This window comes from Streptomyces dryopteridis (assembly GCF_049606955.1).
In the GTDB taxonomy this organism is placed as follows: Bacteria; Actinomycetota; Actinomycetes; order Streptomycetales; family Streptomycetaceae; genus Streptomyces.
The window spans coordinates 1-20,258 of the sequence record NZ_CP187113.1 but is presented as its reverse complement, the minus strand read 5'-3'; the positions used below and the strand labels follow the sequence as shown (position 1 = coordinate 20,258).

Annotated in this window: 19 protein-coding genes and 3 pseudogenes; 10 read left to right on the top strand and 12 right to left on the bottom strand. The window is 71.8% G+C overall.

Going from position 1 to position 20,258, the window contains the following annotated elements:
• Positions 1–60: 60 nt before the first annotated feature.
• Positions 61–729: an SGNH/GDSL hydrolase family protein gene (locus ACN20G_RS00110; RefSeq protein WP_424210607.1), complete on the bottom strand. Its 669-nt coding sequence runs from the start codon at positions 727–729 to the stop codon at positions 61–63.
• Positions 730–1,093: 364 nt separating this feature from the next.
• On the opposite strand from ACN20G_RS00110, the gene ACN20G_RS00105 reads away from it, so the two are divergent.
• The 5 genes and pseudogenes from ACN20G_RS00105 (at position 1,094) to ACN20G_RS00085 (ending at position 3,144) form a co-directional block, all read left to right on the top strand.
• Positions 1,094–1,297 carry a cold-shock protein gene (locus tag ACN20G_RS00105; RefSeq protein WP_424215305.1) on the top strand — a complete coding sequence of 68 codons (204 nt, stop codon included), beginning with the start codon at positions 1,094–1,096 and terminating at the stop codon, positions 1,295–1,297.
• An 89-nt stretch (positions 1,298–1,386) separates the two neighbouring features.
• Positions 1,387–1,842: pseudogene (locus tag ACN20G_RS00100) on the top strand (DUF4279 domain-containing protein); the annotation flags it as partial.
• The gene (locus ACN20G_RS00095) at positions 1,819–2,247 is read left to right on the top strand and encodes a glyoxalase superfamily protein (protein WP_424215304.1); all 429 of its coding nucleotides are present in this window, start codon (positions 1,819–1,821) and stop codon (positions 2,245–2,247) included. The pseudogene ACN20G_RS00100 and the gene ACN20G_RS00095, both read left to right, overlap by 24 nt.
• A 94-nt stretch (positions 2,248–2,341) precedes the next feature.
• Positions 2,342–2,686 carry a hypothetical protein gene (locus ACN20G_RS00090; protein WP_424210606.1) on the top strand — a complete coding sequence of 115 codons (345 nt, stop codon included), beginning with the start codon at positions 2,342–2,344 and terminating at the stop codon, positions 2,684–2,686.
• Positions 2,687–2,721: 35 nt separating this feature from the next.
• Positions 2,722–3,144 (top strand): DUF1648 domain-containing protein, encoded by a 423-nt coding sequence (locus tag ACN20G_RS00085; RefSeq protein ID WP_424215303.1) that lies wholly within the window; start codon positions 2,722–2,724, stop codon positions 3,142–3,144.
• A 207-nt stretch (positions 3,145–3,351) separates the two neighbouring features.
• On the opposite strand, the gene ACN20G_RS00080 is transcribed toward ACN20G_RS00085, so the two are convergent.
• Positions 3,352–4,017, bottom strand: a complete 666-nt coding sequence (locus ACN20G_RS00080) for a hypothetical protein (protein WP_424210605.1) — start codon at positions 4,015–4,017, stop codon at positions 3,352–3,354.
• A gap of 167 nt (positions 4,018–4,184) precedes the next feature.
• Between ACN20G_RS00080 and ACN20G_RS00075 the strand changes: the two genes are divergently transcribed.
• From ACN20G_RS00075 to ACN20G_RS00060, 4 genes and pseudogenes are all read left to right on the top strand, one after another.
• Positions 4,185–5,801 carry a phospholipase A2 gene (locus ACN20G_RS00075; protein WP_424210604.1) on the top strand — a complete coding sequence of 539 codons (1,617 nt, stop codon included), beginning with the start codon at positions 4,185–4,187 and terminating at the stop codon, positions 5,799–5,801.
• Between the two features lie 301 nt (positions 5,802–6,102).
• Entirely contained in the window at positions 6,103–8,874 is a 2,772-nt protein-coding gene (locus ACN20G_RS00070; RefSeq protein ID WP_424210603.1) for a S8 family peptidase, read from the top strand.
• Positions 8,875–9,071: 197 nt separating this feature from the next.
• Complete coding sequence (locus ACN20G_RS00065; RefSeq protein WP_424210602.1) at positions 9,072–9,494, top strand: adenylyltransferase/cytidyltransferase family protein; 423 nt, start codon at positions 9,072–9,074, stop codon at positions 9,492–9,494.
• 2,183 nt (positions 9,495–11,677) lie between these two features.
• Positions 11,678–12,521, top strand: a pseudogene (locus tag ACN20G_RS00060) (IS5 family transposase).
• 118 nt (positions 12,522–12,639) lie between these two features.
• Here ACN20G_RS00060 and ACN20G_RS00055 read toward each other — a convergent pair.
• The 8 genes and pseudogenes from ACN20G_RS00055 to ACN20G_RS00020 form a co-directional block, all read right to left on the bottom strand.
• Positions 12,640–12,954: a hypothetical protein gene (locus ACN20G_RS00055; protein ID WP_424210601.1), complete on the bottom strand. Its 315-nt coding sequence runs from the start codon at positions 12,952–12,954 to the stop codon at positions 12,640–12,642.
• Positions 12,955–13,374: 420 nt separating this feature from the next.
• Positions 13,375–13,800 (bottom strand): hypothetical protein, encoded by a 426-nt coding sequence (locus ACN20G_RS00050; RefSeq protein ID WP_424210600.1) that lies wholly within the window; start codon positions 13,798–13,800, stop codon positions 13,375–13,377.
• 11 nt (positions 13,801–13,811) lie between these two features.
• Complete coding sequence (locus ACN20G_RS00045; RefSeq protein WP_424210599.1) at positions 13,812–14,009, bottom strand: hypothetical protein; 198 nt, start codon at positions 14,007–14,009, stop codon at positions 13,812–13,814.
• Positions 14,010–14,346: 337 nt separating this feature from the next.
• Positions 14,347–14,958, bottom strand: a complete 612-nt coding sequence (locus tag ACN20G_RS00040) for a hypothetical protein (protein WP_424210598.1) — start codon at positions 14,956–14,958, stop codon at positions 14,347–14,349.
• Between the two features lie 214 nt (positions 14,959–15,172).
• Positions 15,173–15,349 carry a hypothetical protein gene (locus ACN20G_RS00035; protein WP_424210597.1) on the bottom strand — a complete coding sequence of 59 codons (177 nt, stop codon included), beginning with the start codon at positions 15,347–15,349 and terminating at the stop codon, positions 15,173–15,175.
• Positions 15,350–15,382: 33 nt separating this feature from the next.
• A complete protein-coding gene (locus tag ACN20G_RS00030) occupies positions 15,383–15,505 on the bottom strand; it encodes a hypothetical protein (protein WP_424215693.1) in 123 nt (40 codons plus the stop codon).
• Positions 15,502–15,813 carry a hypothetical protein gene (locus ACN20G_RS00025; protein ID WP_424215692.1) on the bottom strand — a complete coding sequence of 104 codons (312 nt, stop codon included), beginning with the start codon at positions 15,811–15,813 and terminating at the stop codon, positions 15,502–15,504. The genes ACN20G_RS00030 and ACN20G_RS00025 overlap by 4 nt, the downstream gene beginning before the upstream one ends.
• Positions 15,814–15,958: 145 nt before the next feature.
• Positions 15,959–16,015 (bottom strand): annotated as a pseudogene (locus ACN20G_RS00020) (hypothetical protein); the annotation flags it as partial.
• A 12-nt stretch (positions 16,016–16,027) separates the two neighbouring features.
• Here ACN20G_RS00020 and ACN20G_RS00015 point away from each other — a divergent pair.
• Positions 16,028–16,258 carry a hypothetical protein gene (locus tag ACN20G_RS00015; RefSeq protein WP_424210596.1) on the top strand — a complete coding sequence of 77 codons (231 nt, stop codon included), beginning with the start codon at positions 16,028–16,030 and terminating at the stop codon, positions 16,256–16,258.
• Positions 16,259–16,351: 93 nt separating this feature from the next.
• On the opposite strand, the gene ACN20G_RS00010 is transcribed toward ACN20G_RS00015, so the two are convergent.
• Positions 16,352–16,837, bottom strand: coding sequence for a nuclear transport factor 2 family protein (locus ACN20G_RS00010; RefSeq protein WP_424210595.1), 486 nt, complete (start codon positions 16,835–16,837; stop codon positions 16,352–16,354).
• A 141-nt stretch (positions 16,838–16,978) separates the two neighbouring features.
• Positions 16,979–19,894, bottom strand: a complete 2,916-nt coding sequence (locus tag ACN20G_RS00005) for a Helicase associated domain protein (protein ID WP_424210594.1) — start codon at positions 19,892–19,894, stop codon at positions 16,979–16,981.
• Positions 19,895–20,258 lie beyond the last annotated feature (364 nt).

The window sequence follows — 20,258 nt, the reverse complement described above, 5'->3', positions numbered from 1 at the left end:
GGCCACTCCCGCCCGAGAACGGACGCTCGCCGTCGAACGGCCGCGCCCGAAGGCGGCCCGTCAGGCGACCTGCTCAAGCCACGCCGCGGTCAGCGCGGCGTGACCCGCCGACGTGGGGTGCACCCCGTCCGCCGCCCAGTGCCCGGGATCCCCGGTCCGCGCCACCAACCCGGCGAACAGCCGGTCGGCCTCGACCAACCGGGCGTCGTACCGGCGCGCGAGCTCGCGCACGACACGAATCCTCGGGTCCAGATCGGCGCGCCACCGCACCCGCGCCGCCTCGTCGACGAGCACCCCCTCCCCGGCCTCGATCACACCGCCGACCGGCAGCAGGAACGGTTCGACGAGGATCAGCGCCGTCCCGGCCGCCGCCAGCGGCGCCAACAGCCGGTCGTAGCCCTCCGCGAACTCCGACGTGGAGACCGGACGCACCCTCGGGTCCAGGGTGGGCAGAGCGGTGTCGTTGACGCCGACGAGGAGTGACACCACATCGGGCCGCAGGTCGAGCACGTCGGCCTGCCAACGCGCCTCCAACTCCGCGACCCTGTTCCCGGAGACGCCGGTGTTCACCCAGGTCACGTCCCGGTCCGGATGCCGCAGCCCCCACTCGCCCGCGACGCGCGACGGATACCCGAACCCGAGCCCGTCCTCGCTGACCCGCCGTCGGCAGTCGGTGATGGAGTCACCGGCGAACACGACCGTGTCCCCGGATCGCAAACTGATCGTCACAAGCCCTCCCAGGTCCGTACCCGCTACAGTGCGCGCCCCCACCGACACCCCACCGACAACCCACCGACACACCCCACCCCCTGCCGAAACCGGCGCCGAAACCGACACCGAGGCCCGCGTGACACCAGGCTCGGGCCCCACTCCCGCCGAAGATCGCCGGCACCGCCCCCAAGGCCCTGCCCACCTCCCCGGACCACTCCTCACGAGGATCCGTTGATCCTGTTTCGGGCTCACACTTTCGTACCGCCGGGTCATCGTGCGAGAGTGTCGACCGGAGTACGGGGCACCTCTTGGTGAGAGGCCGCCGCTCCTCTTTCCTGCCGGGCCCCGACCGGGGCCCATCGTGACGTTGAAGGACATGAGCATGGCCAGTGGCATCGTGAAGTGGTTCAACTCGGAGAAGGGCTTCGGGTTCATCGAGCAGGACGGCGGCGGCCCCGACGTCTTCGCCCACTACTCCAACATCTCCGGCGGCGGCTACCGCGAGCTCGTCGAGGGCGAGAAGGTGACCTTCGACGTCACCCAGGGCCAGAAGGGCCCGCAGGCGGAGAACATCGTCCGCGGCTGACCCACCTCCCCGGCACACCGTGCGGGCCCCGACACGAGTACCCGTGTCGGGGCCCGCACGCGTCGCAAGGGACCACCTCAGGGCAGGGGATGATCGTCACCATGACCATCCACCCCCGACAGGCCCGCCACGCGAACCCCGCGCCCCAGACCGTCTTCCGTGCCCACCTCCGGGTCGTCGACGACGCCCTCACGCCCGAGGAGATCACGGACCGCCTGGGCGTCGAGCCCGACTCGGTCCGCGCCCGAGGCACCCGAGGACGTCCCGGCGGACCCCTCGCCTCCCACACCACCTGGATCCGCGAGGCGACGCCCACCCGCGCCGGCGCGCCGGACACGGACACGGCCGTGACCCGTCCGGAGGACTTCGAGCCCGCGATCCTGGCCTGGGGCGCCGCCTTCGCCGACGCGCTCGGCCGGCTGGTCGCCGAGTGCGGCAGCCGCGTCTCCCTCGTCCTGGTGCGGCGGATCTCCGATCCGGAGGACGCGCGCGAGCAGGGGATCTTCCTCTCCCCGGAGTTGATCGGCTGGCTCGGCCGGGCCAGTGCGGGCCTCGATCTCGACCAGTACCTCGCCCTCGACGAGCACGTTCCGGCCGAGGAGGCCGTCCCGATCCTGCGGGTGGCCGACGCCGCCCGGGCCGTGGCCTGGTACGACCGGCTGGGCTTCGCCAAGACCTGGGAACACCGATTCGAGCCCGATCTCCCGGCCTTCGTGGAGGTGGCACGGGGCGGCGTCCGACTGTTCCTGTCGGAGCACACGGGCGACGCCCGCCCGGGAACCCTCCTCCACCTGGCGGTCCGCGACGTGGACGAGATCGCGGTCGATTTCGACCTCCCCGTCGAGGACCTCCCGTGGGGCCGCCAGATCGAACTCACGGACCCGGACACCAACCGCCTCCGCCTGTGCACGCAACCGCCCCCGAACCCCGCGCGAACCCCCGGAACGTAGGCGCGTGGAGAAGCCTCCACCGCCATCCGTAGTCCCACCCCGCACCGGCAACGGCCTTGACCTCGACCGTGCTCAAGGGTGAAGGCTGGTCCCCATGACCACGGATCCGTTCGCCCGAATCGCCCTCATCCGCACGGAACTCACGGCCCTGGGACTGACCCAGCCCCAGTACTGGATCCTGCGCCACCTCGCCCCGAACGACCTGGGATCGAACACCTCCGCCCGCCGGCTCGACGAACTCACCGACGCGCTGGAGGAGTACCTCCTACCCGGCGACGACCTCCTCTCGGACGCCACCGACCTCATGACCCGTGCCCTGATCACGCGCACGCCCGACGGCCGGCTGCGCATCACCCCTGCCGGCCAAGCGGCCCACACCCGGGTCAAGGACAACATCCCCGCAATCAAGGCCCGCCTCGAAGCGGCATCCCCCTCGTGACCACCAGCCCGGCCGCCAGGGCCGGGCTCTTCGACATGATCAGGGAGACGTTCACGACCGAACGAACCGCGACACGAGGGGCTCACGGGACAGCCAGGCGCACGGCGGCGTGGGCGGCAGGCATAACGCGGGCGACGGCGGCACTCGTGGCGCTTCCCCTCGTCGTCATGGACCGCTTACCCGACCGCCTGGCCACGCACTGGTCCGGCTCGACCCCCGACGACTCGATGTCACCACCAGCCGCGGCGGCGTTCCCGGCGTTGCTCTGGGCGGCCGCGGCCCTCCTCACGGCGATCGTCGTGCGCCGACGCGGCCCTGGAACGACCCCTCGGACGAACGCCTGCTGTTCGGGGGGTTCCGATGCTCTGAGACCGATAGAAAACGGACTTCAAGGGAAGGTAAATCGGCTGGTCAGAGGGGTGGCTCTTTCGTGTCCTGGCATGTTCGAGTCGGACTGATCGTCTTCTCGGGCGGGATCCGGATGATCAAGATGAGGGCATGCCTCGACTCGCTTCCCTCTCATCCACGCCCCCTGCGGGATCGTGCCCGCGTCGTGAGAACCACGCCGCCCACGTGTCCGCTTCCCGCTCGTCCCGTTCCCGGAGGCAATGTTCCCGATCTCCCCGGCGGGACCGCCCCCGGAGGTGTCGGCTGCGCGATCCGGCTCACCGAGCGCCTCCCGGGCCCTGACGGACCTCGGCCACGGGAACTCCGTGAGGCGTGCCGAACGCTTCGACGAGCGGGCCGTTGTCGGTTTGGGTGACGGCCAACGCGATCCGGGTGTCATGGAGGCGGAGGTCGAGTCGGACGCGCGGGGATTTCCCGTCCGGGCTCATGGCCACGATCCGTTCCTCGGGGTAACCGGCGCGGCGGAGCGCGGCCCGGACGGCTTCGGGGTTCGCCGCGATGCCGCGCAGGGCCGTGCCGGCGTGGGCCGTGAACTTGTCGGCCTGACACAGCTCCGGCCCCTCCAGCGACACCGGTGCGAGCGGGTCCACCGCCCGCGCCGTCCCGCTCCCGGCGGTGACCCGGGGCTCGGCGGGGAGCGGCACGGGAGCGCCGTCGGCCCCTGCGGTCGGCCGGCCCGAGGGATGTCGGGGCAGGTCGGGAACCGTCTCCGGGCCGAGGGGATCGCCGGTCTTCGCGCCGTCCAGGGGCGGACACCCCCGGGTGACCTCCACGGCGAACCGCGCGAACGCGGTGGGGTCGTCGGCCCCGGCGAGCTCCGCGGCGCGGGGTTGCGCCCCCGGTGCGGGCGGGTTCGCGGAACAGGCGGAGACGCCGAGGACACCCACCAGGAGTGCGATGACGGTGCGAGCGAGTCGTGGCATGCCCGCACCGTACAAGCGGCGTCCGGCGCCGCCATGAGTACGCGTACTCACCCGGAAACGCACCACAACCTCCTTCTCCCTCCCTTGCCACGGCGCTGGGAGGCGAGCGGAGAACCACAGATCACGTGTCGGTCGACCAAGGCCGACCACGAACGAAAGACGATTCCATGCGAAGAACGACATCCCTCCTCGTCGCGGCGCTGTCCCTGAGCGTGCTGCTTCCCCAGCAGTCGAACGCGCAGGAGGCGCCCGAGCCGGTCCAAGAGAGCGGCGTGTTCTCCCAGCCCGGCCTCGGCCAGTACTCCGAGGCCGACGACACCTACCGCGTCATGGAGAACGACGTGGCCCTGGGACTCATGGGCCGGGTGCATTCGGTGACGGGCCGGGCGCAGGGCCCCGCGCAGGCCCAGGACGCGCCGGCGCAGCGTGCGGACCTCGGCGTGTTCGGCCCGTCCTGGGAGGCCGATTTCCTCGGCGGGCAACTCCAACGCTCCCTGTCGATCAACGGGAACACCCTGACGACGACGGCCTTGGACACGGGTGAGAAGACCGTCTACTCGCTCACCGACACCTTCGACGCCCCGGACGGGGGAACCGTCACCACCTACACCTCGGCGGACGGTTCGAAGGCCGTCGACTCCTCGGTGTGGAACGACGCGACGGGCGAGTTCACGAGCACCGTCGTCGAGACCACGAACGTGGACCTCGCGACCGCGCCCGCCGGCGACGACGCCCCCAAGGACGCGCAGGGCAACCCCGTCTCGGCGGCCGACCTCAAGCCCACGTACACGTGGAAGCGGGTCTCGGGCGGCGGTGACGACTGGCGCATCGTCACCGCCGGGTCCAAGGAGACACAGTCCGCGACGGTCGTCTACGACGGCGTGGGCCGCGTGTCCCAGGTGAAGGAGCCCGCCCTGGGCGAGCGACCCGCCTCCACCGTCACGGTCTCCTACGCCACCACGACCACCGCGACGAGCTCCGCCCTGGGCGACATCGCCGGTCAGGTCAAGGAGATCTCCGCGACCGTCGGGTCGACCACGCAGACCCTGGCGCGCTACCGGTACGACGACGGCAAGCTGCTGCGCCAGGTGACCGACCCGGTCGCCGGCGAGCAGATCAACTCCTACACCTACGACGACCAGGACCGCCTCGCCACCGCCACCACCGACGGCGGCGACACGTGGAAGCTGACCTTCTCCGGGGACGGGGCGGCGCCGGTCGCCGAGGACCTGACGGGCAACCTCGCCGGCCCGGCGGCCCCGATGGGCCAGACCCCCTCGATCGCGCAGGGGGACAACGGCCAGGCCCCGCCGGCGGCAGGTTTCTCCGACACCGAGTTGGACGGCTCCTCCGCGAACCCGTCCTACTGCAACACGCCCGAGTCCTGGATGTACCTGTGGTACTCCAACTGCGCGACGAAGGTCGCCCACTACGGCTGGCGCTACCCGTACTACTTCTGGACGCCCACCGGCCAGCGGGTCGTCGGCATCTACAACGACTGGTGCACGTCCTCCCTGGACGAGCCCAACGGCTGGAACTTCAAGCCCGCGTGCGCCTCGCACGACTACGCCTACGGCACGATCGGCAACTCCCTCAAGCGCTACACCTGGTACCTGGACTCCAACAAGGGCCTGGCCGCCGACAGCGCCTTCTACTCGATGCTGTACTGGTACACCTGCCCCAGGTACGGCAACAAGATGGTGTCCTGCCGCAACACGGCGTACGTGTACTACCGGTTCGTGGTCAAGTTCGGCTCGCCGCGCAACGGGGCGAACGAGACCTGAGGCCACGGCCGCAGCCCCCGGGAGCCGCGGGATCCGCCGATGAGCGGTGCCCGCACCACCCGATGAGCCGGCCTTCGTCACGGCACGCGCCCCGGTGAGAAGGAGGCGGCGGACGCCGCGATCCCCGCGCCGCCCGCCGCCCCTCACCCCCGCCCGCCGCCCCTCACCCCCCTCATGCCGCCCCTCGTGCGGCCCCTCACCCCCCCCATGCCTCACCTCACCCCGTCAGGCTTCGCCCCACCCCCACCCCGCCCCGCCCCCCCCTCGTGGGCCCACCCGGCCCTTCCCCTTGGAGCAGTACGTGAAGAGACCCTTGTGGGCCTCGGTCATCGCCGCGACGGCCTTGACGCTCGCCGCGGTCCCCGCGACCGCCGCCCCCCTGTTCGCACCCGCCTCCTCCACCGCCGCCGGCGGCGAGGACGGCCCCGTGGACGCCCCCTTGTTCGACAGCACCCAGGACGGCGGCACCGTCCGCGTCAACGTCCTGACCGACGGGCGCGACGACCTGGCATCGGCCGCCGAGGCGGGCGAGACCCTCGTCTCCTACGACACCCTGCCGCTCATCACCCTGCGCGTGGACCGGGCCGGACTCGCCGCCCTCAACACCCGGCCGGGCGTCGTCAGCGTCACCGAGGACGTGCCGGTCCCCGCCACCCTGGACGAGTCCACCGTCAAGATCGGCAGCGACCGGGCGGTCGCCGCCGGAAGGACCGGAGCCGGCACCGCCGTGGCCGTCCTCGACACCGGCGTCGCCACCAAACACCCCTTCCTCACCGGCCGGGTCAAGACCGAGGCGTGCTTCTCCGTCAACGACACCGCCTACGGGGCGAGCAGCCTGTGCCCCAACGGCAGCCCTCAGCAGGAGGGACCCGGCAGCGCCGACGCGGAGTCCGGACCCTGCGCCACCCTGGGCACCGCCTGCTCCCACGGCACCCACGTCGCCGGCATCGCCGCCGGCAACGGCACCGGGATCACCGGCGCGCCCGCCCGCGGCGTCGCACCCGGGGCGGACCTCATCGCCATCCAGGTGTTCTCCAAGTTCACCACCGACGACTACTGCGGCCCCGGCGGCAGCCCGTGCGTCCTCAGCTTCACCAGTTCCCAGATCAAGGGTCTGGAGAAGGTGTCCGCCCTGAGGGCGACCGGCACGAACGTCGTCGCCGCCAACCTCAGCCTGGGCGGCGGCCGCTGGACCACCGCATGCGCCAACGACGCGCGCCGGCCCATCGTCGACGCCCTGCGCGCCACCGGGGTGGCCACCGTCGTCGCCGCCGGCAACAACGGCTACGCCGACGCCGTCAGCGCCCCCGGCTGCGTGCCCTCCGCGATCACGGTCGGCTCCACCACCGACGACGACCAGTTGTCCTCGTTCACCAACCGCGGCCCGCTCCTGGATCTCCTCGCCCCCGGTACCACCATCGTCTCCTCCATACCCGGCGGGGGATACGCCTCGAAGAACGGCACCTCCATGGCCGCCCCGCACGTCGCCGGCGCCCTGGCGATCCTGCGCCAGGCCAACCCCGACAAGTCGATCGAGGACCTGGAGAACCTCCTCAAGACCACCGGCACCCCCATCGCCTACACCGGCGCCACCACCCCCCGGCTGCGTATCGAGGTCACCCGCCCCGCCACCGGCCTGACGGACTTCAACTGCGACGGCATCGAGGACACCGTCGTCGGCGACCCCAAGGCCACCGTCAACGGCAAGACCGACGCCGGTGCGGTCCGGATCGTCCACGGCGGCGGCAAGGGCACCCTCGAACTCCACCAGGACCTCGCCTCCGTCCCCGGCGACTCCGAGACGGGAGACGGCTTCGGCGAGACCCTCGCCGTCTTCGACCACGACAAGGACGGCTGCGCCGACCTCGTCGTCGGCACCCCCGGCGAGGACATCGGCACCGCCGTCGACGCCGGCGTCGTCAACGTCCTCCACGGAGCCCCCGGCGGACTCGGCACCGGCACCCCCGCCCTCAACCTGATGCAGGGCGCCGGCGACGGCGCCATCAAGTCCTCCGTCCCCGAGACCGGCGACCGCCTCGGCCACGCCCTCGCCGCAGGCCACACCGCCCAGGGCGACCCCTACCTGGCGATCGGCGTGCCCGGCGAGGACCTCGGCACCGTCACGGACGCGGGCCTGGTCTACTACCTCCGCGGCAACACGATCGTGGCCACCGACCAGAACAAGCCCGGCATGGACGGAGACAACGAGAACGGCGACCGCTTCGGCTCGACCCTCACCGGCTCCGCCCACCACCTCGTGATCGGCTCACCCCACGAGGGCATCGGCGCCGCCGCCGACGCCGGCAGCCTCCAGATCCTCTCCCACGAACCCAACGCCCAGGGCCTGCCCACCCCGCTCCAAGGCATCAACCAGAACGACACTGTCGTCAGCGGCCTCGCCGAGACCGGTGACCGGTTCGCCGGCTCCCTCGCCGCCGTCGCCTACACCCCCACCGGCGGCACCGCCCCCACCGACACCCTCCTTGCGGTCGGCTCCCCCGGAGAGGGCCTCACCGCGGGCTCCACCGCCATCGACCAGGCAGGCCACGTCCACACCTTCCGGATCGCCGCCGGAGGCACGGTCACCCGCACCACCTCCGTCAACGCCGACACCGCGGGCGTCGCGGGCGTCGCCGAGACCGGCGACAGGTTCGGCGAGAGCCTCGCCCTGACCAACCTCGCCCCCGACGCCCCCGCCACACCCGCCACCCTCGTCCTCGCGGTCGGCATCCCCGGCAAGGACGTCACCGGCGCCGGCGACGCGGGCGCGATCCAGACGTTCAACCCCCTGGGCACCCCCGGAGACAGCGACCAGTGGGTCCAGGCCGGCGACGCCTCCGGCCTCGGCGGAACCCCCACCGCCGGGCAGGCCGTCGGTACCCGGCTCGCCGCCGCCACCTCCGGACTGCGGGTCGGTGTCCCGAACACCGCCCCGAACGGAGCCGCCTACATCCTGCCCTGGGGCAACGTCACCGCCGGTCGCACCGGCACCCCCGCCCCCGCGACCGCCCACGTGCCGGGCCAGAACGGCCTGGCAGCCGGCGGAGGCGCCTTCGGCCACGCACTCCTCTGAACACGGCCCGAAACGATTCCACCGGTTCGTCCCATACCGCCCGGGAGGGCCTCCCCTCCCGGGCCACCACCCGGTTCGTCGGATCGTCCCAACCCTCGGACCAGGGCTTTTACCAGGCCATGGGAATGCTGCAAGATCACCTACCGCCCACCACGGCAGCCCTCGTCCACCGGGGCCGCACAACCCAGGAGCCCCCCATGTCCCACATCATCGGCTACGCACCCGGCGTCTTCGACCTCTTCCACATCGGCCACCTCAACCTCCTCAAGAGCGCCCGCGCCCAGTGCGACCACCTCGTCGTCGGGGTCCTCACCGACACCGCCGCCGAGCACAAGGGCCACCGGCCGGCCGTCCCCCTCGAAGAACGCCTCGAGATCGTGCGCTCCATGAGATACGCGGACACCGTCGTCGTCGACCACAGCCTCGACAAGATGCAGGCATGGCAGCAAGTCGGCTTCCACCGCCTCTTCAAGGGCGACGACTGGCAGGGCACCGACCTCGCCTCCCGGTGGGAAACCGACTTCGCCACCGTCGGCGTCGACGTCGTCTACCTCCCCTACACCGGTCACGTCTCCAGCACCCGAATCCGCGAGATGCTCACACCCCTCGGCACCGCGTAGCGTCACTGAGAACACACGGCGGCGCTCACCGGCCACGGGGAACACAACACCTGCCCGCCCCGCCAGACGTCCACTACCTGTGACCGCTTTCAACGGGAGCCGGCCGGCCAGGGTCTCGAGGCTCACGTCGCCGGGGGCGAAGATGCGCACGGCCCTGTGGATGGTCCACACCGTCCCGCCCGGGAAGAGCCCCAGGTAGGCCCCCGTAGACCCCGTTGTTCTGTCATCGCGGCCTCTTGTCCCGCCTGGTTGCTGTTTCCAGGGCAGAACGCATCGGGCGAAAAAGGTCACGATGACGAGGGCCGGCAAGGCGAAGACCACGATGCCGAAGCCCACTCTGCGTCCGGGGTGTCCGCCTCGTGCCCTGACGCGCGGCTGCTCGGGACGGGCCTGTGTGTCCGACGGGGTCTCGAAGGCCGCCTTGATGCGCCTCGAGGCGCCCCGCGGCGCTTCCCACCGTGTCGGTTCGGGTTCGTTGTCGGGCCGTCTTGAATGAGGGAGAGTCCGACGATCCCGTCGAGGTCCGGTTCCTACAGCACCTCCCGGAAGCCTACGCCGGGTTGGCGGGACGAGGCAGTGAGCATGTGACGGGCGTCGCTCGTCACCTCGCCGCCGGCTGCGGCCTGCACGAGGGCCACGAGGATCTCCCCTGCGTATCGGTTCGGTCGGTCGGTCGGGATCGGGCGCGGGGCACGGGCGGTCGCCCATGCCCCGTTCAACGAGGGACGCGGCCAACACCCCGGCCTCAGCGGGCGAGGTGGCTGCGCGCGCCGTGTCCGGATGCGGCCCGTGCGCTCTCAGCGTCGCCTGCGGGACGTCGGCCCGGGGCGTTGTGCCCGCGGGGTTTCGTTTCGGGTTTCGGGCGAGGTGGCCTCGCGGTCGTCCTGACCGGTCCGGGAGCGCGCGCCGGCGCTCCGATGCCCGCGTGCCCGGGCCGGGCGCGCCCGCGTCCCGCCCGGGTGTTCGTGAAAGTCGCGACCGCGGCCCGCGCGCGCCGGCCGTGCGTGGGTCCGTGCCCGTCCCGGGTGCCCGCCGCTGCCCCGGCCCCGACGTCCGCAGCCTGCGCCCCAGCCCACCGGACCGACCCCTCGACCGGCTCCGCCTCGGGCCCCATCCCACCCCTTGGCGCCCCATTCGCTCCCGTGCACGCCCAGGCCCTGCCCTTCACCTCGACCTCGGGCCGGCCTCGACCCCGAACCTTGGCCTCGGACCCGACCTCGACTTCGCGTTGACGGATGGCCTGTTGCCCTGGTCCTTGCCCGGGCCAAGTACCCGACCCGGGCAAGGACACCCCTCGACGCCCCCTTGGTCCCGGTGCCGTGCGCCCCGTGACCGTCTGCTCGGGTGGGCCGTCGGGGTGGCATGGCCGCTTTCATCTACGCCCCCACCATGGATCCCGTCCGACTCGACCCGACGACCTGACCGCGCCCCCCGCCGACGCGCTCCTGGCGCTCGTGTGCGCGCACATGAGCGACTGCAGTAACGGGCAGCGCCGGGCCCAGCTCGCGGCCGCTGCCCACCACCGGCCCGGTCCCCGACACGGTCTGTGAGACTGCCGCCCGGCACCACCGCCTCCAGCATCGGACCCGCACACCCACCCTGTGCCCGGCGCGGATGACCGGCACCCCCGACGGGGACCTCGACCTTACCGCGCTGGAAGCCCGCACCACGGCCCCCACAGATCCCTCTGACCCCAGCGGACGGGTGAGCCTGCGGGGCCGTGGCCCGCAGGGGAGGACGGCTTCGATCCCGGACGGCGAAGGCGGGATTCCGGGGGGAACCCGGCGTGTATACACCGTGTATACACGCGAGCGTGGCGCGGGCCGCGGCATCCCTCGCGTACCCGGCCCGGCCTCATGCCTGCACGGCCGCCTCCGTGCCCGGGCCGCGCGACCTGTCCTCGACCTCGAATCGCCGGCCCTGAGTCCGGTTGTGTACCCGCGCCTCCCAAGCCCACGTCCCGCCTCGTGCACGAGCTCTTCGTCCTCGCCGACGCACGCCCGCGTACACCCTGCACACCACCCACGTGCCCGCCCCGGCCCGCGCCCGCCCCGTACCAGTCCGAGCGCCGCCGCCCCGAGCCGGTGTGTTCTGGTTCGGGGCGGCCCGGGGCGACGTAGCCCCCACACTCCCGGCGCCGGCCTAGGCCGTTTCCTTGGGATCATCTGATCGTTGGTTGATGTGTGTCGTTGACTGATGCCCAGTGGGCCCGTATCGAGCCGTTGTTGCCGGATCGGTCCCCGAGGCGGGGTGGGCGGTGGCGGGATCACCGGCAGGTGATCGACGCGATCGCGTTCAAGTACCGGACCGGGACGCCGTGGATGGACCTGCCCGAGCACTTCGGTTCGTGGAAGGGCGCCCACAATCGGCTGCGGGTCTGGGCGGCGGACGGGACCTGGGAGAAGGTCTTCACCGCCCTCCTCGCCCAGGCCGACGCCGAGGGCGACCTGGACTGGGTCGTCGCGGTCGACTCCACGATCGTGCGTGCTCATCAGCACGCCGCCGGGGCCCGTCAAAAGGGGCCCCGGCCAGCGAGCCGCACGATCATGCCCTCGGACGCTCCCGCGCGGACTGACCACGAAGATCCACCTCGCCGCCGACGGCCGCTGCAGGCCTCTCGCCTTCGTCATCACGCCGGGCCAGGCCGGTGACGCGCCCGCGTTCACGCAGGTCATGGCCCGCTTGCGGGTGCCCCGGCGGATCGGCCGTCCCAAAGTCACGCCGGACGTGGTCCTGGCCGACAAGGCGTACTCGTCCCGGGCGATCCGCCGACACCTGCGGCGACGTGGAATCAGGGCGGTGATCCCGCAGCCGGCCGACCAAGCCGCCAACCGCAAACGTCGCGGCCGGTTCGGCGGCCGCCCGCCGGCCTTCGACCGGGAGGCATACAAGCAGCGGAACACCGTCGAGCGGTGCATCAACAAGCTCAAGCAGTGGCGCGGCCTTGCCACCCGCTACGACAAAACCGCCACCATCTACCTCGCCGGACTCCACCTCGCCGCCATCTTCATCTGGTCAGCACGATGATCCGAAGGAAACGGCCTAGTCGTCGGGGCGTGTTCCACGATCGGCTGTGGGAGTCGGGGCATGGGACGAGTAGGCGATGTACGAACGGGAAGTCGCTGGGAGGACTCCTTCCTCCCGGCTACCGCGGGCCGGTACCGTCCAGCTCGGCTGCCAATGTGGCCATGTTCCGTAGGTGTGCGTAGTAGTCGAACGCGCCATCGTCGTCGATCGAGGGCAGGACCTTCTCCACGGCCGCCAGACAGAGCAGCAGAACCTCACGCCGTTTGTCCTCGAGAGGTCCCGACAGCGTCGAGACGACGCAACCGGCGATGTCCGCGTCGAGCAGCACCATGTTCTCGCCGTCGATCTCCAGTCCCCGCATGTGTGGGGGAAACGGCGCCCGCACATGTTCTTCCCACATCCGGGAGAGCCGCTCCCGTTCCGATCCGCTCACGCCAACGATCATGCCCCACACCCCGACCATGAACGTTCACCGGTATGCCCGGTGCCGGTTCTGGACGCACCGCGCCCCGACAATCGGCGGTTGTCGGGGGCTTGGGTGCGCGGTGGACGTCCAGGATGCAGCGTCGGGCGTCGGCCTTCGCGACCTCGGCCGCGTATCCGACCGTCACCGGATCGGCGCTCGGTTCGTACACCGCCCCGTCCTCGGCCGTGGTGCACGGAATGGCGGTTTCTGTGATGCGGGGGTGATCGAGACCGGCACCGACTCCTACCGTCTCTCCAGCACCCGCGCATGCGTTGAGGGAGCAGCCAAGGCCGGCTGATCCCCGCTGCTGTCTACCTCGACGGCCTGCCGCCCTTCGGGCGGTGGGCCGTCCTTGCCGAGCCCAGCCGTTCCGGGCGGCAGGTTCACTCAATCCACCGTCTGTGACGCGACGGCTTCGATGCCTGTTGCCCGCAGCTTCCGCGCCAAGAGCTCCATCTCGGGCAGGGTCCCTGAGTACTGTCCGGTCAAGATCTGTTCCAGCACGGCCCGGACGCCGTCCAGGCCGATGCCGAGTTCCGCCCGCAGCACCCGCATGATGGCGGCGTTCCTCGTCGGCGGGGCCACCCGCAACCGTGCCCGCCCATCCACGGAGAGCAGTCGGCCACGCAGTTCCTCCGGCAGGTCACCGCCACACACAGCCACGGCAAACCCGCAGGCCGGACACGTCGACTCGACATCCCACCGCAGTGCCTCGCCCACCAGGGCCTGAACACCACACCACTCCGTCTCGGCCCCGCATTCCTGGCACACAGCGGAGTACCCGATGGACTCAACCAAGATCGACTTTTCCACAATCTCACCCCTCAAAAGGAGAGGTTAGACGGCAGGTGGCAAACGTCTTTCCGGGACGACAACACGCCCCCCTGCCGCAGATCGACCTCGGCCCCGGCCTCGACCGCCGACACCAGTTTGTCGACCTCCGCAGCCTCGACCCCGGCGGCCGCCAAGAGCACGTGCAGACGCCGCCGCGCGTCAGCCCCGGTCTGCACGTGTTCGTACATCCGCCGGCTCATCACCACCCCGAGCCCGTTCTCCTCGCCCCCGCTCACCGCGCACCCGCCCCGGCCCGGTGGCTGTTCCGGCTTCGAGCGTCCACGGCGCGCCTCGCTCGGTGAGCGCCGCCTGCTGCACCGGGCCCAGCCGCTCCCGCCAGCCTGGTGGGCCCGCCGTGTTCCGGTCCCCGCCGTCGGTTGAAAACCCCCGAACCCCGCCGTCGCGCCCCGGTCCGTGCCGGGTCTGGGAGGATCGGTTGTGCGGGGCCTTGGTCACGGTCCAGGATGAGCGGTATGCCCCACGGCCACCGCCCACCCAGACTCTTGCCCGCTATGTCCGTTTCTCTCATCTTTGCTCAAAACAGCGCTCAGCGCGGGCAAAACAGCAGGTCGACTGCTCTGCTCCCCGCGCATGCGGGGACGGCGCCGTCCGGGGCCCTGGTTCAGGCTGGTCCGGTCCCAGCACGAGCTCGTTGTCGGGGCTGATGTCGATCCGGGCGGTGGGGTCTTGGAGGAGTTTGTCCTCCAGTTGCCTGGTGTGTTCGGTGGCGGTCCGGACCGGGCTGGCGGTGGGTTCCGGTACCATCACGTCGCCCCGTAGGGGCCCGGTCCGGTAGGGCGGAGCAAGGTCGGGGGCGTGGCGTCGGGTGTCGGCGTTCGCGGCCTCGGCCGCGTACCCGACCGCCACCGCGTCCGTGGCTGGTTCGTACACCGCCACCTCCCCGGCCTCGACCAGGAGCGCGTCGATGCGCTGCCATTTCTCCCACCGCACCCGCGTGATCAACGCCTCCCGCTCCCGCACCCGACCCCCCCGCCCCGGTGCCGGGCGGGCCGCCAACGCCGCCTCCCCCGCTTCCACCGACCGCTCCACCACCCGCGCCCGGTCGAGCCCGGCCGCCGCGACGGTGACCCCGTGCGCGATCCGCGCGGTCAGTTCCCACACGTCCGCCGGCCTCACTGCCCACCCTCCTCACAGGGGTTCGACGGCCCGTTCGGCGGCCGGTCCGGTGGTCTCGGTGGGCGCGTGTCGGGCGTGGTCGGGCCTGTGGGGCCGGCCCGGGGTGGCTGTGCGCGCCGTGGCCCGGCTCGGTCTTGGCCGTCCCCGCGTCACGAGCGGGCCTTTCGGCTCGGACCGTTGGGTCTGCGGGGTTTGTTCTCGGGTGTGGGGGAGTTCAGGGCGCCGCGCCCCTCCTCGGTGAACAGGTGGCCCCCGCCGCCGCCCCGGCCTCGAGCGCCGACACCAGCTCGCCGACCTCCTCCGCCTCGACGCCGGCGTCGGCCAGGAGTACGTGCAGGCGCCGCCGCGCTACGGCCCCGGCCTCCGAGTGTTCGTACGTCCGCCGGCTCATCACCACCCCCGAGCCCGTTGTCCTCGCCCCCGCTCACCGCACACCCGCCCCGGCCCCGGCGGTCTCGGCGAGTTCGGCTGCCCAGGGCAGGCCCCGCTCGGCGAGTGCGGCCAGTTGCTCGACTCCGAACTTCTCTCGCCGGCTTTTCAAGTTCACGGCCCACACCCCGACCCGAGCCTCCGTCCCGTCCGGCAGCACCTCGACGGCCTTGCGCTGTGCAACTCCCCGGTGCGCGCGAGGTGGGCGTCGAGGGCGGCCAAGCCCCGCTCGAACGCCCCCGCCCGAGGCGCCCGCCGCGGCTCCGCCGCCACCTCGGCCGCCGGCGCCTCGGGGACGACGCCGAGCCGGACCAACTGCTCGCGCTGCCCCTCCACCAGCCGCGCCCAGACCCCCACCTGGCGTTGCCGGGCCGGCCACGCTCCGACGTCCAGGCCACTGACGGTGACGCCAGGGGCGACGTCCACGGGCCTCTCCTCGTTCGCCGACGAGGAGCGCCAGGGCCGCGCAGTGGCGTTGCCACTCCGGGTTCCACTCCGGGTTCCAGGCCGGGTCGATCGCCGTCAGGGCGGCCACGACCTCGGGCCGGCGGGCGGCGATCTCGGGCCGGCGGTGGTTGGAGATCCACTGTCCGAGCGGCTTCTCGACGACCACCGCGTCCCTCGGCACGCACAGCGTCCCGTGCTCGACGAAGTACAGGCGCGCCGCGTCCAGGTGCTCGTCGATGTCCGCCTGGGCCCGGTCCCGGTCGATCCCGCGCTCCTCCAACTTCGCCGCACGATCCCCCCGCATCCGCCCGGCCGCGAACGCCGTTCGCTGCACTGTGACGAGTTCACCGACGGCGTCATCGTGGAGAGCTGGTTCTCCATGGACTCCTTCGAGCTCGCCAAACAGCTCGGCGCGTCCGGCTGAGCCCAGGCCCGACGGCCGGCCCCGGCGGCGGCAGCGGACGGAGCGGTGGGCAGGCCGAGCAACGCTCCCCGGCCCGCCCACCGCGTCCCGGGTTCAGCGCCGCGCGCAGTGCCCGGCCGCCTGCTCGTCGGTGATGGGAGCCGCGTGCGCCTCCGCCACCCCGGAGGCGGCGACCACGTCGAGGGCGCGCTGGAGGACCACGGTGTCCTCCAGGGTGCGCACCTGGTATATGCGGGCCCAGCGCATCTTCATGAACTGGTTCACCACGTTCTCGTAGTACGACCCGTCGGGGAGGGGAGTGCGCACCCGCACGCTCGTGGCGACCGTGGTGTTCCACGGCCAGCCGGCCACCACGATGTCCCGCACCTCGAAGCGGGGGTTGGGCATGATCCGGTCTATCCGCTCCCACCACAGCCGCATCGCGGCGTGCGTGGTGCGTTCTCCGGAAAGGGCGTGCTCACCGTAGAACCGGTAATTGAAGCGCGGGGCGAGGGAATCCACCATGGATTCCCAGTTCCCCTTGCTGATTTCTGCGAATGCCGTGCGCACCTTGGCCTTGACCACAAGGTGATAAACCATCAGGAACCCAACTCCCAGGCTATCGTGACGCATCATCAATATGATCCGGATTCTTTCACATGTGACGTCGCGCACCGCGCTCGCGGCAGGTTCGGGGACCGTCGCGTCCATCCGCAGCACCCCGGTTCGAAAACGGCGGAATCAAGTCCGGGACCCGCCGGGCGGCGACCTTCGCCGCCCACGCGACCGCCACCGGATCCACCTCGGGGTCGTAGAAGGCGCCGGCACCGGCCGCTCCCAATCGCTCCTCGATGCCGCAGCCGGGCGTGCCGGGATCCGGCGTGGTCGGGGGTGGCCGAGTTCCTCCGCGATGTAGCAGGCCCGGCATTCCACCACACCCCGTGCCGAGATCGAGGGTCCACGGCCGCGGGGCGGCCGAGCACCGGAACGCTCCCTGCCGCTCACCGCGCACCCACCCCGGCCGTCCTCCACACGCTCCGCCGACTCGCCCTTCTCGACGTCCTGACCCCGCCCGAACCCGCTCACCGCACACCCGCCCCGGCCCCGGCGGTCTCGGTGAGCTCGGCCGCCCACGGCACCCCGCGTTCGGCGAGCGCGGCGAGCTGCACCGCGTCCAGCCGCTCCCGCCTGCTTTTGAGGTTCATGGTCCACACCCCGACCTTCACCTCGGCCCCGTCGGGCATGACCTCGACGGCCTTGCGCTGCGGCAACTCCCCGGTGCGGGCGAGGTAGGCGTCCAACGCCGCGAGGCCCCGCTCGAACGCCCCCACGCGCGGGGCCCGCCGCGGCCGCGCCGCGGCCCGTCGCGTCCTCGCCGGGCGTCTCCTCGGGCGCGACGCCGTACCGGCCGAGGCGTTCGCGCTGCCCCTCGACGAGCCGCGCCCACACGGCGGCCTGGCGTTGTCGGGCGAGCCACGCGCCGACGTCGAGGCCGTTGACGGTGGTCCCGGGTGGGATGTCGAGTCCGTTCACCGTGGTCTCGGGTCTGTCGTGTCCGGGCTTGCCGTCCGATGCCGCATCGTTGTCTTCCAGGACTCTGGTCCTGTTCTCGGCAAGGAGCGTCAGGGCCGCCCAGTGGCGCTGCCAGTCCGGATTCCAGCTCGGGTTCCAGTCCGGGTCGATGACGGCCAGGGCGGCCACGACCTCGGGCCGCCGCGCCGCGATGTGGGGCCGGCGGTGGTTGGAGATCCACTGCCCGAGCGGCTTCTCCACCACCACCGCATCCCGCGGGACACACAGCGTCCCGTGCTCCGCGTAGTACACCCGCGCGGCGTCGAGGTGCTCGGCGATGTCGGCCTGGGCCCGGTCCCACTCGATCCCGAGCTCCTCCAGCTTCGCCGCCCGGTCGCCGCGCATGCGCCCGGCCGCGAACGCCGTTCGCTGCTCGCTCCACCACCTGCCCAGCGGGAACGTGCCCTCCCGGTGGAGGTAGGGGATCCGCACGTGCCCTTCGCGCATGCGGAACAGGCGCGCGGCCGCGTGCCCGCGCCGCCAGTCGAGACGCTCGGTGTCGATGACCTCGTACCGAATGAACTCCGCGATCTCCACGGGGTCCCGCCGGGTGGAGAACCGCAACAGGTACCGCTCGTCCTCCGCACCCTCCTCCGGCGCCTCCCCGAGCTCGATCGGGGCCACGTACCCGCGCCCCTCCTGCGGCATCGCGAGGTGTTCCAGGGCGTCCTCGTCGTGGCTCCTCAGACCACGCAACACCTGGACAAGCGGCCGGTACGCCCGCGAGGAGAGATCCGATTTCTCGCCCTCGGGCAGGAAGATCGGCACGATCAGGGAGGCCGTCTTCCTTTCCCCGGGGTGCTGCCGCAGGGCCCGGCCGATGGCCTGGACGATGTCGTGCGGTGCACCCTTCGGATCGGCAAAAACCACGGAGTCCACGGCGCGAATGTCGACGCCTTCCCCGAGGACTTTGCACTGGGCGATGATCGCGCGGTGCGCGGTGTGGGAGAACCCGTGCAGCACCTCCTGGCGCCGCTCGGCGGAGTGCTCCCCGGACAGCCAGTCCACCCACACCGGATCCCCGTGGGCCTCCGGGTCGGCCTTCCGCAGCTTCTTCAGCGTCCCGGGCAGGCCCTCGGCGAAGGCGCGGGCCTCGACGGTGCGGTGGTGGAACGTGATCGAGGTCTTCAGCCCGTACTCCGTCATCGTCTTGAGCACGGCGGCCTGGAGCACGGCGAGCCGGTCGCCGCGTACGTCCTCCTCGCGCCGTTCCTGCCCGAACAGCCGGCGGGGCGGGAGGACCGGGTCGGTGACCTCGACCACGATGACGCGGTACTCGGCCAGGAGCCCTCTGGCGACACTTGAGGGCAGGGAGAGCTCGAAGATGCGCGGGCCGTAGACCGCCTCGTCGTCCATGCTCGCCGCCAACCACGGCGGCAGCAGGGCCTTCCCGGCCTTCCGCTCGTTCTCGGCGTGCTGCTCCCGCACCCGCTCCGACGGCGGCCGGTCCACCCACACCCGGGGCGTCGCCGTGAAGTAGAGCCGGCGGTCGGCGGGCAGCAGCTCCTGGTCGTGGACGTCCGCCCACGACTTCGCCAGGCTCCCCGAGGTCCGGTGCGCCTCGTCCGCGACCACCAAGTCGAACCGACCGAGCCGCTGCCCGTAGGTGCCGGCGCACGCCTCGATGACGACCCCCATCGAGCTGTAGGTGGCGAACATCAGCACCGGGCCCGTGCGGTGCCACAGCGCCAGCTGCGGCGGCGAGGTCGTCGACCGGATCCCCAGCTCCCAGAGCACCGGGTCGTCGTCCAACGAGCACACCGCGACCGCCGTGCCCTCGTGCCCGGCCGCCCGCCACGCGGCCGCGGTCTGGGTCAGCAACTCCAGCGTCGGCACCAGGACCAGGACCCGCCCGTGCGGCACCAGGCGCCGCGCGGACTCCGCCGCGATCAGGGTCTTCCCCGTCCCGCACGCGGCGATCACCTGCCCCCGCACCCCGTTCCACGGGATCCCGCCCCGAGGCACGTCCATGCCCCGCAGAATCGCGTCCACCGCCTCGACCTGATGCGGCCGCAAGCTCATCCCCACGAACTCCACCTTCCCGAGAAAGGACAGCAGGCCGAATCCGTGAGAATACGCAAGCATCAATAGACGGATTCACCCACCCCGAAAAGCCGATCCGAATCCGAAACACGCAAGAGGTGAACACCGGCAAAAAATCCACACGACACAGAATGCGGATTCCCCGGCCGGCCGTCTGCTCCAGAGGTGGGAGGCTTGTATCCGTGATAATACACGTGCATCATGTGATGCACAGCCGGTTCGGGACACAGCCCCTCGTGTGGGTGACGAACCGGCCGGACCCAACCCGGCACCAACCGAGACCGCTTGACGACAGGTCACCGGCCACCCCGCTCCCGCCGTTGCCGGCCCCGCGAAGCGGGACCAGCCCGAAGGGCTGGGGGAGCAGAGCGAAGCGGCGCGACCAGAGGCCCCGAAGGGGACTCCG

What these genes read in the sequence shown, in the direction of transcription:
- ACN20G_RS00065 (WP_424210602.1), top strand. Translation starts at nt 9,072, where the DNA reads ATGTCCCACATCATCGGCTACGCACCCGGCGTCTTCGACCTCTTCCAC.
- ACN20G_RS00085 (WP_424215303.1), top strand. Translation starts at nt 2,722, where the DNA reads ATGATCAGGGAGACGTTCACGACCGAACGAACCGCGACACGAGGGGCT.
- ACN20G_RS00010 (WP_424210595.1), bottom strand. Translation starts at nt 16,837, where the DNA reads ATGGTTTATCACCTTGTGGTCAAGGCCAAGGTGCGCACGGCATTCGCA.
- ACN20G_RS00105 (WP_424215305.1), top strand. Translation starts at nt 1,094, where the DNA reads ATGGCCAGTGGCATCGTGAAGTGGTTCAACTCGGAGAAGGGCTTCGGG.
- ACN20G_RS00075 (WP_424210604.1), top strand. Translation starts at nt 4,185, where the DNA reads ATGCGAAGAACGACATCCCTCCTCGTCGCGGCGCTGTCCCTGAGCGTG.
- ACN20G_RS00080 (WP_424210605.1), bottom strand. Translation starts at nt 4,017, where the DNA reads ATGCCACGACTCGCTCGCACCGTCATCGCACTCCTGGTGGGTGTCCTC.
- ACN20G_RS00005 (WP_424210594.1), bottom strand. Translation starts at nt 19,894, where the DNA reads ATGCTTGCGTATTCTCACGGATTCGGCCTGCTGTCCTTTCTCGGGAAG.
- ACN20G_RS00035 (WP_424210597.1), bottom strand. Translation starts at nt 15,349, where the DNA reads ATGAGCCGGCGGACGTACGAACACTCGGAGGCCGGGGCCGTAGCGCGG.
- ACN20G_RS00045 (WP_424210599.1), bottom strand. Translation starts at nt 14,009, where the DNA reads ATGTACGAACACGTGCAGACCGGGGCTGACGCGCGGCGGCGTCTGCAC.
- ACN20G_RS00090 (WP_424210606.1), top strand. Translation starts at nt 2,342, where the DNA reads ATGACCACGGATCCGTTCGCCCGAATCGCCCTCATCCGCACGGAACTC.